Annotated in this window: 9 protein-coding genes; 7 read left to right on the plus strand and 2 right to left on the minus strand. The window is 67.9% G+C overall.

What is annotated here, in order from left to right; genetic code table 11:
• The first annotated feature begins 367 nt into the window (after positions 1–367).
• From AC6CH2_RS21045 to AC6CH2_RS21055, 3 genes are all read left to right on the plus strand, one after another.
• On the plus strand, positions 368–2,011 hold the full coding sequence (locus AC6CH2_RS21045; RefSeq protein WP_498270917.1) for a multicopper oxidase family protein: 1,644 nt from the start codon (positions 368–370) through the stop codon (positions 2,009–2,011).
• Between the two features lie 53 nt (positions 2,012–2,064).
• Positions 2,065–2,844 (plus strand): FKBP-type peptidyl-prolyl cis-trans isomerase, encoded by a 780-nt coding sequence (locus AC6CH2_RS21050; protein ID WP_498270918.1) that lies wholly within the window; start codon positions 2,065–2,067, stop codon positions 2,842–2,844.
• Positions 2,845–3,490: 646 nt separating this feature from the next.
• The gene (locus AC6CH2_RS21055) at positions 3,491–5,221 is read left to right on the plus strand and encodes a DNRLRE domain-containing protein (protein WP_498271030.1); all 1,731 of its coding nucleotides are present in this window, start codon (positions 3,491–3,493) and stop codon (positions 5,219–5,221) included.
• A 184-nt stretch (positions 5,222–5,405) separates the two neighbouring features.
• Here AC6CH2_RS21055 and AC6CH2_RS21060 read toward each other — a convergent pair whose 3' ends face one another.
• Both AC6CH2_RS21060 and AC6CH2_RS21065 read right to left on the minus strand, forming a co-directional pair.
• Positions 5,406–5,861, minus strand: a complete 456-nt coding sequence (locus AC6CH2_RS21060) for a hypothetical protein (protein ID WP_498270919.1) — start codon at positions 5,859–5,861, stop codon at positions 5,406–5,408.
• A 276-nt stretch (positions 5,862–6,137) separates the two neighbouring features.
• On the minus strand, positions 6,138–7,595 hold the full coding sequence (locus tag AC6CH2_RS21065; protein ID WP_498270920.1) for an alpha-L-fucosidase: 1,458 nt from the start codon (positions 7,593–7,595) through the stop codon (positions 6,138–6,140).
• A gap of 287 nt (positions 7,596–7,882) precedes the next feature.
• Between AC6CH2_RS21065 and AC6CH2_RS21070 the strand changes: the two genes are divergently transcribed.
• The 4 genes from AC6CH2_RS21070 to AC6CH2_RS21085 all read left to right on the plus strand — a co-directional run bounded on the left by AC6CH2_RS21070 (position 7,883) and on the right by AC6CH2_RS21085 (position 14,383).
• Entirely contained in the window at positions 7,883–9,346 is a 1,464-nt protein-coding gene (locus tag AC6CH2_RS21070) for an alpha-L-fucosidase (protein WP_498270921.1), read from the plus strand.
• A 304-nt stretch (positions 9,347–9,650) separates the two neighbouring features.
• Positions 9,651–10,637 carry a TerC family protein gene (locus AC6CH2_RS21075; RefSeq protein ID WP_498270922.1) on the plus strand — a complete coding sequence of 329 codons (987 nt, stop codon included), beginning with the start codon at positions 9,651–9,653 and terminating at the stop codon, positions 10,635–10,637.
• Between the two features lie 86 nt (positions 10,638–10,723).
• A complete protein-coding gene (locus tag AC6CH2_RS21080; RefSeq protein WP_498270923.1) occupies positions 10,724–11,548 on the plus strand; it encodes a DNA alkylation repair protein in 825 nt (274 codons plus the stop codon).
• A gap of 198 nt (positions 11,549–11,746) precedes the next feature.
• Positions 11,747–14,383 carry a LysM peptidoglycan-binding domain-containing protein gene (locus tag AC6CH2_RS21085; RefSeq protein WP_498270924.1) on the plus strand — a complete coding sequence of 879 codons (2,637 nt, stop codon included), beginning with the start codon at positions 11,747–11,749 and terminating at the stop codon, positions 14,381–14,383.
• Positions 14,384–14,390 lie beyond the last annotated feature (7 nt).

A 14,390-nucleotide genomic window follows, 5' to 3' on the forward strand; every position in this document is an offset into this window, starting at 1 on the left:
GAGACCGCGAACAGTCGCAGGGCAGGGGCGACGCGAGTCGCGACCGCGATGCCCTCAACCTTGCGGCGCTCCTGGCCGTGGCCCTGTAGGAGCGGCGTAAGCCGCGACCATGGAAGGGATCGACGCCGCATCGCCGTCGTCACTGATCGAGACCGCGAACAGACGCAGGGCAGGGGCGACGCAAGACGCGATCGGGCCGTGCCAGGTTGCGACGCATCCCACCGCAACCCCGCCAACCCTAGCCTCGATCCCCGCCGAGTGGTCACCGAATTGATCGCCGTCACAGAAGCGACGCGCGCCTGCAACATCTGCAACATGGGCTGTGGATGATGGCGGATCGCCTGACGCTTCCGGGGATGCCGCACCGATGACCGACCCGCAACGCCGCCGCTTTCTGGTCGGCCTGACCGTGGGCGGCGCTGCAACCGTGGCCGGCCCCCTGGCCCTGTGGCGCTGGACCGGCGGCCACGGTCACAGCCTCGGGTCGGGCCCGGCGCCGAAGTTGTCGGAGCTGGCGCCGGACGCGCGTTTCGTGCAGCCGCTGCGTCTGCCCGGAGCCGAGGGGCTGCTCGCCGAGGTCGATCTGAAGCAGCCGTTGCGTCTGTCGGCACGGACGCTCAGTGTGGGCTTGTTCCCGGGCGCGCCGACGTCGCTGTGGGCCTATACCGGTCGTGTCGGTGCGCACGACGTCGCCAATCCGTTGCTGCATGCGCGCCGCGGCGACACGGTCGAGGTCGAGCTCGACAACCGCCTCGCCGAGGCGACCACGATCCACTGGCACGGCCTCAGCATCGACGAGGCCAACGACGGCAGCGGCCTGCACCCGGTCGAGGCCGGCGCCAGCCGCAGCTACCGTTACCGCGTCGATAACCGCGCCGGCTTGTATTGGTATCACGCCCACCCGCACGGCCGCACCGGCGTGCAGTTGCAGCGCGGCCTCGCCGGCCTGCTATTGGTCGAGGACGCGGAAGAGCGCGCGCTGCGGCAACGCCTCGGCATGCGCTGGGGCGAGCGCGACCTGCCCTTGATGATCGCCGACAAACAGGTCGCCGACGACAACGCCATCGTCTACAAGGACGGCGCCGACGACTGGATCGGCAATCGCGTACTGGTCAACTGGACGCCCGAGCCCTATCTCGACGTGATTCCGACCTGGTATCGCTTCCGCCTCGCCAACGTCGCCAACGCGCGCATGTTGCGGGTCGCTTTCGTGCAAGGCGAGCGGGTGCTGCCGATGCAGCTGATCGGCACCGACGGCGGCCTGCTCGCCCAGGCCTGGCCGGTCGACGACGTGTTTCTCGCCCCGGCGCAGCGCATCGACGTGCTGGTCGATTTCGGCGCGCTTACCCCGGGTCAGCGGGTGATGCTGCGCAGCCTCGACTACGTGGCGATGGAGAACGAGGACGAGTCCGGCGCCTTCCTGCCCGACCCGATGGCCGATCATCCCGGCGCCACGCCGATGGGCGCCGCGCTGGACCTGATGGAACTGCGCCTGATCGAATGCGCCGACGAGCGCCGGCCGGCGGCGCGTTTGCCCGACCTCAGCGCCTTGTCGAAGATCGAGCCGCTGCCCGACACCGCCGGCTGGCCGGTGCGTGCGCTGCGCCTGCGCATGGACGAGGCGGGGCGCTGGTTCATCAACGACTGGAATTTTCACGACGACGGCCACGAGCCGGCGTTCTCGGTGCGCCGCGGCAGCCGCGAGGTCTGGGAAATCCGCAACAGCATGACCAGCATGCCGCACCCGATTCACCTGCACGGTTTCCAGTTCCGCGCGCTCTCGCGCAGCATCAGCCCACCCGACATCCGCGGCCGCCAGGTCGCCGCCGGCGGACTGACCGCGCAGGACCTCGGCTGGAACGACACCATCGTGGTCTGGCCCGGCGAAATCGTGCGCCTGGCCATCGATTTCGCCCAAGCGCTCAGCGGCAGCCAACGCTACATGCTTCATTGCCACAACCTCGAACACGAGGACATGGGCATGATGCTGACCTTCGCGGTGACCGACTGAAGCCGTCTTCCCGAACGATCTCCCTGCATCCGCCCTTGCGCCACGGAGCTACCATGCGTTGTCCGAACCCCCTGCATGCCGCGCTGCTGACCATCGCCGTCTCGACGCTGGCCGCTTGCACGCCGCACGCGCCGGAGGCGGCGAAGAGCGACGCCGCCGGCGAGAACGCCGCGGCCTTGAGCGCGGCCGACCTTGCCGACCAGAAGGCCCGCATCAGCTACATCGTCGGCCGCGACTTCGCCCGCAGCATCGAACCCATCCGCGGCGAGCTGGACCAGCGCATCGTGCTGCGCGCGATCCGCGACGCCCAGGCCGGCGCGCCGCTGTTGTTCGACGAGGCGCAGAGCAAGCAGATCCGCGAAGGCTTCAGCGAGCATCTGCGCAACAAGCGCGATGGCGAACTCAAGCAACTCGCGGTGCGCAACCTCGAAGCCGGGGAGGCCTTCCTGAAGAAGAACGCGAAGGTCGCCGGCGTGGTCAGCACCCCGTCGGGCTTGCAATACCAGATGCTGCGCGCGGGCAGGGGCCCGCACCCGAAAGCCACCGACACCGTCCGCGTGAACTACGTCGGCCGACTGCTCGACGGCAGCAAGTTCGAAAGCACCTACGACACCGACCACCCGGCCGAATTCGTGCTCGCCCAGGTCATGCCGGGCTGGACCGAAGCGGTGCAGCTGATGACCCCCGGCAGCCAATACCGATTCTGGATCCCCGCCAAGCTCGCTTATGGCGAGCAGGGCGTGCCCGGCCAGATCGAGCCCAATGCGACCTTGGCGTTCGAGATCGAGTTGCTGGAGATCGCGGGGCAGGGGACGCCGACGCAGGGCGAGTGATGGGGTCGTTGGGCCACGAGCAGCGCAAAAGCGGCAACGCCGGTGGTCTTCATCGAAGCCGCGTAGTTTCGCGAGGGTAGGAGAGACGCAAATCGCGACCGCGGCGTCTCCGGTTGCGGCTTTACCGGGCGCAGTGCGGTGGCCTGCTTGCGCACGGCCCGCATCCCTACGGCCGCACTACGGGTCTTGCGTTGGCGGGCAAGCAGAAGATCAAGATCCACGCAGCGCAATTGCGATCTGATCACTCTAGCAGCGGCGTAAGCCACGACCACGCAACCACGATTGCCTACGCCGCCGGCCGCAGGTTCGCGGTCGCGGCTTGCGCCGCTCCTACCTTGGCGTGTGGCGCGCCGCTTCGATCGGCTACATCGGCCTCGCTATTTCGGCGCGTCCCATTGTCGCGACTCACGTCGCTCCTACAGGGGGCACGCCCTTACAAAGAACCGACACAAAGCACATTGTTTGCGTGCCATCCGGCGACCGTCCGTCGGCGGGATGCCGATCTGTGACGACCGGCGCAGGCGCCGTCGCATCCGGCGCGGCATCCGTCGCAATCGTGTAGTCGTTTAGCCGCCACACTCCGCAACGTTCGTGTCCGCCCGGACCGCACCCGCCATCACCGTTTCGGAGACAGCCAGTGAACCCCATGCTCAAGGGCCTGCCCGCCCAGGGCGCGATCGCCTCGTTGTTGATCGCCGCCGTACTCGCGCCCGCATCGGCCAGCCAGCGCACGCTGCAGCTGTCCGAGGACGACACCATCAGCAAGCCGGTGCCGGCGCCCAAGGCGACGCCGCTGGCCAAGGCCGTCGCACTCGACCGCGTCTGCGAAGGCGGGGCCAAGTGGATGCGGCTGGGGTTCAAGCAACTCAAGCTCAGCGGTTACGACTCGCTGGTGTTGACCAGCAACGGCGGCGACCGCCAGGTGTACGAGGGCAAGCACTGGAACGAGCGCAGTTTCCACACCCGCGCGCTGCGCGGCGACTGCATCGACATCAAGCCGTATTTCAGTCAGCCCGACAGCGCCTTCCAGCTCGACCGCTACGAGTACAGTGCGACCGCGCTGGAACTGGCGAGCGTGGTGGTCGCCGGCGCCGGCGACATCTGCGACACCAGCGGCAGCGCCTGCCAGGGCACTTCCGACCTGATCGTCGCGATCAACCCGACCGCGGTGTTCACCGCCGGCGATAACGCCTACAACAGCGGCACCTTGAGCGAGTTCAACAATCGCTACGCACCGACCTGGGGTCGCTTCAAGGCGCTGACCAGCCCGTCGCCGGGCAACCACGAGTACTACACCAGCGGCGCCAGCGGCTACTTCGATTACTTCAACGGCGTCGGCAACGCCGACGGCCCGGCCGGCAATCGCAGCAAGGGCTATTACAGCTGGGACGTGGGCGACTGGCATTTCATCGCCTTGAACACCATGACCGGCGGCACCGTGTCCTCGACCCAGATCACCTGGCTCAAGAACGATCTCGCCGCCAACACCAAGCCCTGCACCGCGGCTTACTTCCATCACCCGCTGGTGAGCCGCGGCAGCTATAGCGGCTACAGCCAGGTCAAGCCGTTCTGGGATGCGCTTTATGCGGCGAAGGCCGACCTGGTGCTGGTCGGCCACGACCACAACTACCAGCGCTACGGCAAGATGAATCCGAGCCAGGCCGCGGCCAGCGACGGTATCCGCCAGGTGCTGATCGGTACCGGCGGCCGCGCGTTCTATGGCATCGACGGCAGCCATGCCTCGCTCGAGGCGAGCAACGACAACACCCACGGTGTGCTCAAGCTGACCCTGACCGCGACCGGCTACACCGGCGAGTTCGTGCCGCGCGCCGGCAGCAGCTACACCGACCACTTCAGCGGCACCTGCAACAAGGGCGGCAGCCCCTCGCAGTCGCTGACCCTCAACGCAGTGCGCGACGTCACCGTCAAGTCCGGCGGCACCCGGGTCAACTCGACCGTGCTGTACGCCGACGGCAGCGACGGCGGCCAGCAACTGCGCGGCCTGATGGGCTGGAACGTCAGCAGCGCGGCGGGGCTCAACCTGACCTCGGCGCAGGTGAAGTTACAGGTCAGCGACCGTTCGACCGGCGTCTACGATCTGTACCAGGTGACGACGAGCTGGACCGAGAGCAACGCGACCTACAGCGGCGCCAGTCTGGGCACCAAGCTCGGCTCGGTCACGCCGAGCGCGACCGGTGCGCAGTACGTCAGCCTCAACGCCGCCGGCCTGCAACTGGTGAAGAACTGGGCCGCGGGCACGGTCGCCAACAACGGCGTGATCCTGGTGCCGGCCTCCGGCGTCACCGACGGCGTCGACTGGTCCTCGCGCGAAGGCGCGAACGCGCCGCAGCTGCTGCTGAGCTACACCACGCCCTGACCGCGCCGCTGCGACGCTTACGGCGCGTGGCGCCGAGGCGATGCAGTCTCCAGCACCCGCAGCAAGTCTGCGGGTGCTGGATCCCAGGCGCTCACCGCATCGGTGCCGCTGCGGGCGGCGCTGAAGACGTCGCGTTGCGTTGAAGCGCGCATCGGTTGGAGGCGCGCATGGCAGATGAGCGCGATCAGCTCATCGCCTGCAGCTGCGTGCGCGATCCGACGCCGGCGCCGATCATGAGCTTGACCGATTCCTTGATCCGGTCCGCGCCGCCGAGCTTGACCGCGGCGATCAGGCGTTCGCCGATGGTCTTGCTTTCGTCGGTCGAATGCGCCTGCGCGCCGAGCACCGCGAACCCTTTCTCGGTCAGGCGATAGCGCAAGGCCATGTGGACGAAGGCCACGCCGTTCAAGGACTCTTTCACGCACGCGGTGCTGCGCAGATAACCCTCGTCGAGCAACCATTCGAAGGTGGCGCCGCACGCCAGCACCGCGGCCGCCATGTCTTCGCGATTGGCCGGGTCCAGGCCTGGGATATGCCGCGCCGATTCTTCGGCGTTGAAGCGGGCTACGACGGGATGCTGTTCGAGCGCGGCTGCACAGATGCGCGCAGTGGCAATGCTGAAAACTTCGATATTTTTCATGGATGACGCCCCCTGACGTCCTTGCTATTTACGAGGGGGCTGCGTCAACGGCGCGTGATGGAAAAAGCCGCTAACTATCGGAATATCAAGGTGTTTGTTTGATGTCCGTCTCGTTGGATCTGTGATGGCCGATGTGCGGGCGTCGATAGTCTGACCCACCGCGGCAGATGCGCGCCCGCAGCGACAGCCGCGCTGGCAAAGCGCGTCACCCGCGCCAGGCCAAGCGCACAAAACGGCACAACTCCGCCGCAGTCCGGGACGTGACGGGGCGGGGCTTTACGACTCCGCCGGCAGCAGCTCGATCACGGTGTCGGTCGCGTCGGGCAGCGGCTTGGGCAATTCGACGATCAGGTGCCGGCCTTCGCGACGCGTCGTCAGCGCGGCGCCGCCATCGAGCAGTCGCGCGCGCCGCGCACCGTCGATCTCCAGACGCAGACGGCCGTCGGCCGGGCGCTCGAACACATGCAGGTAGATGCGGTCGGGCTTCGCGGTGATGCGTCCCCAGGCGACGGCATCGAACGGGCTGGCCTGAGTGGCATAGACCGACTCGCCGTTGCGGCGCAGCCAGGCGCCGATCTGCTCGAGCCGGGTCGCGCTGGCCTGGGGCACGCTGCCGTCGGCCTGCGGCCCGATGTTGAGCAGGAAGTTGCCCCCCTTGCTGGCGGTGTCGACGAGGTTGCGGACCAACTCGCGAGTCGACTTCCATTGCTCGTCGAGCGCGCTATAGCCCCAGGTGCCGTTCATGGTCATGCAGGCTTCCCAGTCGACCCCGGGCATGCCCTGCGCCGGGATCGCCTGCTCGGGCGTGGTGAAGTCGCCGTGCGCACGATCGAACCAGCGCAGGCTGCCTTGCGGATCGTCGTAGCCGAGCGAGCGGTACAAACGATTGTTCATGACGATGCCGGGTTGCGCGGCGCGCACCATGGTCATCAACTCGCTCGCGCGCCAGGTTTCGCCTTCGGCGCCTGGATTGGAATAGTCCCACCACAGCACGTCGATCGGGCCGTAGTGCTCGACCAGCTCGCGCACCTGCGCCTGCAGGAAATCCTGATAGCCCTTGAGGTCGGCGCGCTGCGGGTAACCGGGGTCGTCCCGCTCGGTCGCCTTTTCCAGCGGATGCGGAAGCGGGTGTTCCAGGCGGGCGAAATCGCGGTAAGGGTAGGCCGGATGATGCCAATCGATCACCGAGTGATACAGGCCGACCTTGAGGCCTTCGGCGCGTGCGGCGTCGACGATTTCGCGGACCAGGTCGCGGCCGACCGCGTCCTGGGCGTCGAAGCGGCTGACCGCGCTGTCGTGCAGGGCGAAGCCTTCGTGGTGTTTGCTGGTGAACACCAGGTACTTCGCGCCGGCGTCCTTGGCCAACCTGGCCCACTCGCGGGCGAAGCCGGGCTTGGGCTTGAACAACGGCAGCATCTGCCGCGCGTACTCGTCGGTCGGCACGTGCGCATTGCGCTGGATCCATTCGGCCGAACCCTTGACCGGCTCGCCGTTCCAACGTCCGGCCGCGCCCGAGTACAGGCCCCAGTGCACGAACAGGCCGAAGCGCGCCTCGCGCCACCAGCGCATGCGCGCATCGAACGCGGCTTGGCTCTCGCTCGGCGCGGCGACCGCCGGCTTCGGCGCGTCGGCGGCCGGCGTCGTCGCCGTCGCGAGCCCGCAGCCCGACCACACGGTGGCGAGCAGCACGGCGTAAAAACGTGCTCGATGAAAGGGGCGAGGTGCGGACGACATGCTCTTGCTCCAGCGGTGGCGAATCGCAGGCATCGAAACAGACCGGTGCCGATGCGGTCAACCGCTGCGGCGCACGACCTATCTCTGGCATTCGCTTTTTCTAATGCGACGGAGTATCTCCAAAAAATTCCAATGCGAGTCCAGCCATGCATAAGCATCGCGAAGATTCGAATATGCAGGCGGATACATCGCCGCATGTCTGTGAGCCAGTCGCGACTGCGACTAGACTCGGATCATCGAAACCTGCCGCGGTCCGCATCGGTCGCGGGCGTATTGCGAGGAGCTACATGGATCGACGTCGTTTCCTGATCGCCGGCGGCGCCGGCGCGGTGGCCTTGAGCGCCGCACCCGCGGTTTCCGCACAGGGCGCCACATCGCAGGCCCCATCCGAGGCCTCCTCGCGGCCGCGGCCGACGCCGCAGCAGTTGGCCTGGCAACGCGAAGAGCTGGCGCTGTTCGTGCATTTCACCGTCAACACCTTCACCGACCGCGAATGGGGCGAGGGCGACGAAGACCCGCAGGCGTTCGCGCCGACCCGGCTCGATGCCGGGCAGTGGGCGCGCGCGGCCAAGGCCGGCGGTTTCCGCAGCCTGATCCTGACCGCCAAGCATCACGATGGATTCTGCCTGTGGCCGACCGCGACCACCGCGCACAGCGTGCGCAGCAGTCCGTGGCGCGACGGCCGCGGCGACCTGGTGCGCGAATTCGTCGACGTCTGCCGCGCCGAAGGCCTCGGCGTGGGGTTCTATCTGTCGCCGTGGGACCGGCACGAGCCGCGTTACGGCAGCGGAAAGGCCTACGACGATTTCTACATCGCGCAGCTGACCGAGCTGTCGAGCGGCTATGGCCCGGTGGTGGAAGTCTGGTTCGACGGCGCCAACGGCGAGGGCCCGAACGGCAAGCGCCAGGCTTACGACTGGCCGCGCATCCACCGCACCGTGCGCGAGCTGCAACCCGATGCGATCGTGTTCTCCGATGCCGGCCCCGACGTGCGCTGGATCGGCAACGAGCGCGGCGTGGCCGGCAGTACCTGCTGGTCTTCGGTCGATCCGGCGCGCGTGCCCCATGCCGGGTTCGACCGGCCCTGGGTCGGCGAAGCCCTGCAGCAGGGCGATCCTTACGGTTCGGTCTGGCGCCCCGGCGAAACCGACGTGTCGATCCGACCCGGCTGGTTCTGGCATGCGGCCGAAGACGCGAAGGTGCGCAGCCCGCAACAACTGATCGACCTGTATTGCAGCTCGGTCGGGCGCAACAGCAAGCTGCTGCTCAACGTGCCGCCGACCCGCGAAGGCCTTTTCCACGCGATCGATGCGGCCAATCTGGCCGCGTTCGGACAGCGCCGCCGGGCGATGTTCGCCGGCGGCAATCTGCTCGCGCCGGCCCGGGTGCGTGCGAGCGCCAGCGCCGACGGCCATGCGCCCGCGCGCGTGCTCGACGGCGAGGCCGAGTCGTATTGGTCGCCGGCCGCCGATGCGCGCAACGGCTGGATCGAGTTCGAACTCGATCGCGAGATCGAATTCGATCTGCTGTGCCTGCAGGAAGCGATCGCTCACGGCCAGCACATCGCCAATCACCGCGTCGAGTATTGGCACGATGGCGGTTGGCGGCCGTTCGCCTGGGGCACGACCATCGGCTACAAGCGCCTGGAGCGTTTCGACCCGGTGCGCGCCCGGCGCGTGCGCGTGAGCATCGAGTACGCCTACGACACGCCGCGGCTGGCCACCGTGGCGCTGTACCGCAGTCCGGGGTGATCGCCGAGGCGAATGCGGACGCTCCTGCCCAAGATCGCCGCAGAAGCTGAACTGAAATTCAGCCGCACCCGTGCTAAGGTGCGCCCCAGAAGGGGAGTAGCTCCCGCTGTCGTATCGTCATTACGGGCTGACCGCCCCGGTGCGACAGGCGTGTCGGCCATGGATCGAACGATCCGGCCGTACGCGGGCAAGACCTTCGCCGCCAGCGGCGAAGCTCCGTCCTCCCCGACTCCTTCGGATGAATGACGCCTCGCGGCTGCGGTCACGCAGTTCGCCGCCAGCTTTTCATCTCCGGGAGAACCACATGCAAACCATCGGAAGTCCGATGCTCTGGGGCGCGTTCGTCGCCTTCGTCGTCGTCGCTTTGCTCGTCGATCTGGTGCTGATGCGCCATGGCGGGCCGCACAAGGTGACCTTCAAGGAAGCGGCCTGGTGGAGCGTCGGCTGGATCGGCCTGGCCTTGCTGTTCAACGCCGGCCTGTGGTGGTGGGTGACCCAGCAGTCCGGCGCCGAGATCGGCAACCGCATCGGCCTGGAGTTCCTGACCGGCTACCTGGTCGAGAAATCGCTTGCGGTCGACAACATCTTCGTGTTCCTGATGCTGTTCTCCTATTTCGCCATGCCCGAGGAGCAGCGCCAGCGCGTGCTGGTGATCGGCGTGCTCGGCGCGATCGCCCTGCGCGCGATCCTGATCTTCGCCGGCGCCCTGTTGCTCGCCAAGTTCCACTGGATCCTGTATGTGTTCGGCGTGTTCCTGGTGGTGACCGGCATCAAGATGCTGCTCGCCGCCGGCAAGGCGCCCGACCTCGACCGCAACCCGTTGCTGAAGTGGATGCGCAGCCACCTGCGCCTGACCGACGGTTACCACGGCGCGGCGATCTCGATCCAGCGCGACGGCCAGCGCTGGTACACGCCGCTGTTCGTGGTGATCGTGCTGATCGGCGTCACCGACGTGATCTTCGCGGTCGACTCGATCCCGGCGATCTTCGCGATCACCGAAGACCCCTTCATCGTGTTGACCTCGAACGTGTTCGCGGTGCTCGGCCTGCGCGCGATGTTTTTCCTGCTGCAGGGCATGGCCGATCGCTTCCATCTGCTGCCCTACGGCCTGGCCCTGGTGCTGGTGTTCATCGGCGCCAAGATGCTGCTGATCGACGTGTACAAGGTGCCGATCCTGATCTCGCTGCTCGGCGTCGCCGCGATCATCGGCGGCGCGATCGCCCTCAGCCTGTTGCGTCCGGCGCCGGCCAAGCACGGCGCGGCCGGCTCGAGCGACTCGACCGAGGTCTGATGCGGCCGGCCCGGTCGCAGGATCGGGACATGGCGGACGGTGGCGCCGATGGGTACATTGGCGTCGCCGTTCCGCGAGGGTAAGACATGGCCCGCACCGCCGCCGCACAGGCCGCCCACCAGCCGTTCGCGCGCAAGCGGACGGCGCCGGTGTCGCCTGCACTGCCGCCGCCGCTCGAGCAACGCCTGGCCGACGCCCTGGCGCGACTGCGCGCCGCCTCCAGTGCGAGCCATCGCGAGGGCCTGGCGCGTTACGCGATCCCGACCGAGCGCGCCTTCGGCGTGCCGATGGCCTCGATCCAGGCCATCGCCAAGGACTTCGGCCGCGACCGCGAACTCGCTCAGGCGCTGTGGGACAGTGGCTGGTACGAAGCGCGCCTGCTCGCGTCCTACCTCGAGGACCCGGACGAAGTCAGCGCCGCGCAGATGGATCGCTGGGGTCGCGAGTTCGACAACTGGGCGGTGTGCGACACCGTCTGCTTCGCCTTGTTCGATCGCAGCCCGCATGCCTGGCGCAAGATCGAGCAATGGGCCGGGCGCCGCGACGAATATCTCAAGCGCGCGGCGTTCGCCCTGCTCGCCAGCAAGACCGTGCACGACAAGGCGGCGCCGGACGCGGCCTTCCTGCACGGCCTGGAACTGATCGAGGCCGCGGCCGGCGACGAGCGCAACTTCGTCAAGAAAGCGATCAACTGGGCGCTGCGTTCGATCGGCAAGCGCAATGCCGCGCTGCATGCCGCCGCGCTCGCGGTGGCCCAGCGTCTGGCCGCCTCCGCCGACGCTGCGCCGCGCTGGGTCGGCAAGGATGCGCTGCGCGAACTCGGCAGCGCCGCAGTCGTGGCGCGCATTGCGGCCAAGGCAGCCCGCGCGCCGGTGCGCAAGGCCGCGAAAGCGCCGCGCCAGCGCACCTGAGCCGACCGAGCGGCCGCGTTCGCCGATCCGCGCGGGCATCTCTTGCGCTGCGTTGCGAGGCCTTGCAGGCCCGGTGCCCGGCGCGCGTGCCGCAGCGGCCGAACACCCTCCTAGGGGCCGCCCTAGCGTTCGCCGGCGCAGCGGCGATGTTACGTTTTCCGCCAAACGACTTTCGCCCGAACCCGAGCGGCCCCCATCATGAGCTTCATCAATTTCCTCGATTCCGTTTCCCGCGCGGTGCAGCAACTGGCGACCCAGCCGGCCGCGCCGGTGCACGTGGTCCAGCGCCACGAGACCCTGCCCGAAATCGCCGCGCAGCACCGCGGCACGGTGCCGCAGGAGGTCTACGAACAAGGCATCAAGGACGCCAACCCGCAGGTGGTGAACTGGGAAGCGCTGTATCCGGACACGCAGCTGCAGTTGCCGCCCGCGCACGACGGCCAGGCCGATCCGGTGGTCTACGCCGCCGCGCCGGCCCAGGCCGACAAGCCGGCGCTGTCGCCGCAAGCGCAGCGCGTCGATACCGCGCTCAAGGCCGACAGCCAGCAGTCCACGCCGCAGACCCGGGCCGAGTTGAAGTCGGCGATCCAGGCCGAGATGCAGGCGCGTTTCCAGGTCGAGCTCGATGCGCGCCCGACCGGCGCGGTTTACGACACCAAGGCGATCGCGTCGTACGGCGACAGCATCGCCGCGCGCTACGCCGACGATCCGGCCGCGCAGGCGAGCATCAAGGCCACGGTCAAGGACATCAGCATCGACCACGAAGTCGACTTCGCGCTGATGGTGTCCGGCGGCGGCGACGCCAAGTCGACGATGTCGATCCTGAAGTCGCAGTGGGCCTCGATGTCGCCGGAAGCGCAGGCGCGCCTGGCGACCAGCCCGGAGCTGGGCCGGTTGCTCAACGACAAGGTCGAGCCTTATGTCTCGGCGCCGTACGCGGACTTCAACAGCGACGATCCGCGCGAGCAGCGCGTGCCGGCCGACGAGGCGGCCAAGCGCCTGGCCGAGCTGGTCGATGGCCTGCCGCCCGAGCTCGCCAATGCGGTGGTGACGCAGAACATCGATACGGTCATGCGCATCGTCCAGGTCAAGCCGATGTACGCCGGCGAGAAGTTCGGCGGCAGTTCCTACGCCGACATGGCGCGGGTAGTCGGCGCGCTCGGCGACGGCGAGGACGGCAAGCGCATGCGCGCCGACATCGCCACCATGTACCTGGCCAATCCCGAGGCGCTGCGCGGGCAGTGGGTGCCGTTCTCGGAAAACATCTCCAATGCGATCCGCGACGGCGCCAGCCCGGCGCTCGCGCTGGAGATGGCCCAGCAGCTCAAGAGCCAGGGCCTGAACGAGCAGGCTGGGGTGTTCCTGCGCGGCATCAGCCACGGCGCCGAGTTGCTGCAGGGCAAGATCGATGCCGACCTGAAGGAATACCAGTCGATGATGGGCGAGCTAGGCCGCCTGTTGAAGTATTCCGAAGGCCTGCCGCCGGAAGCGATCTCGCAGGCGGTCGACAAATACCTGGCCGACAAGGGCAAGACCGATCCGGGCTGGCTGGAGAAATTCCACGGCCTCGAAGACCGCCTGACCGCGAACGCGAACGTGCTCAAGGACACCCTGGGCGGCTTGAATGCCTTGCCCGAGAACCTCAAGGCGACGTACCCGGATCTCGGAAAGGAACTGCAGGACATCGCCAATAGCGATTCGGTGCTGCAGGCTTTCGGCCTGGCCGCCGCGCGCGACCGCGATTTCCTGATCGGCGCCGAAGCCGATTCGGCGACCAAGCTGTTCGACGTCACCAAGGTGTCGAAGGAAGGCGCCGAGTATCTCAAGCGCCTGGCCAACGACGGCATCCAGCAGGCGGCGCTGAAGGTCTTCTCCGATCTCGATTCGGCCGACCCGGCCAGCATCGCCAACGCCAAGACCCAGCTCGAATCGCTGAGCACGCGCTATGCCGGCCTGCTCGGCAAGGATTCGGAGCAATACCGCGAAGCGATCCGCGCGCTCGAAGGCCTGACCTCGGTGCCGGCCGGCGACACCGCGGCGATGGAGGCCCAGCTCAAGCAGTTCAACCAGGCGCTCGCCGGCATCGACGGCTTCAACGCCGACCAGCCGGCCGGTGTGACCTTCCGTTCGCTCGGAGTGGCCGCGGCCGGTCTGGCCTTCGCCAAGTCGAGCAGCGACCTGATCAGCGACCCGGGCTGGGCCAATGCGGTCGGCGCCTTCGCCGACGCCGCGGGCCTGACCAAGGACGTGCGCGATCTGATGCATCGCCCGGGCAGCATCCCGATCGACGCCGATTCGGCGCTGGTCGACAGCCACGCCCGCGCCGGCGTGCGCTTCGAGAACTGGAACCGCGCGCTGGGCCTGCTTTCGGCCACCGGCGACATCGCCAAGATGGCCGACGCCCTGCTGTCCGACCGCCCCTACAAGGAAGCCGAAGCGGCGCTGTACGGCTTGGGCGCGACCGGCACCGTGGTGATGACCCTGACCAGCGGACCGGTCGGCGCGATCGTCGGCGCGGTGATGATCGGCGTGTCGGTGTTCGGCCAGTCGGCCCTGGCCGACACTCGCGACAAGGACGCCAAGATCAAGGGCTCGCAGGAGTTCCTGCAGAACGCCGGCTTCGACGCCGACGCGGCGCGGATCATGGGCGACCTCGGCGAGGACGAACATTACCAGTCGATCCCGGTGGTGCCGCTGATGATGGAATACGGCAAGCGCGACGGCCTGGGCACCGGCAAGCCGATGACGCCGGAAGAGACCATCAAGGCGATCAACGACATGCCGCCGGATCAGCTGCAGGTCATGGTCAATCAATTGCGCATCGCTGCGCGCTGAGTCCGGC

Source organism: Lysobacter sp. GQ73 (genome assembly GCF_059758755.1).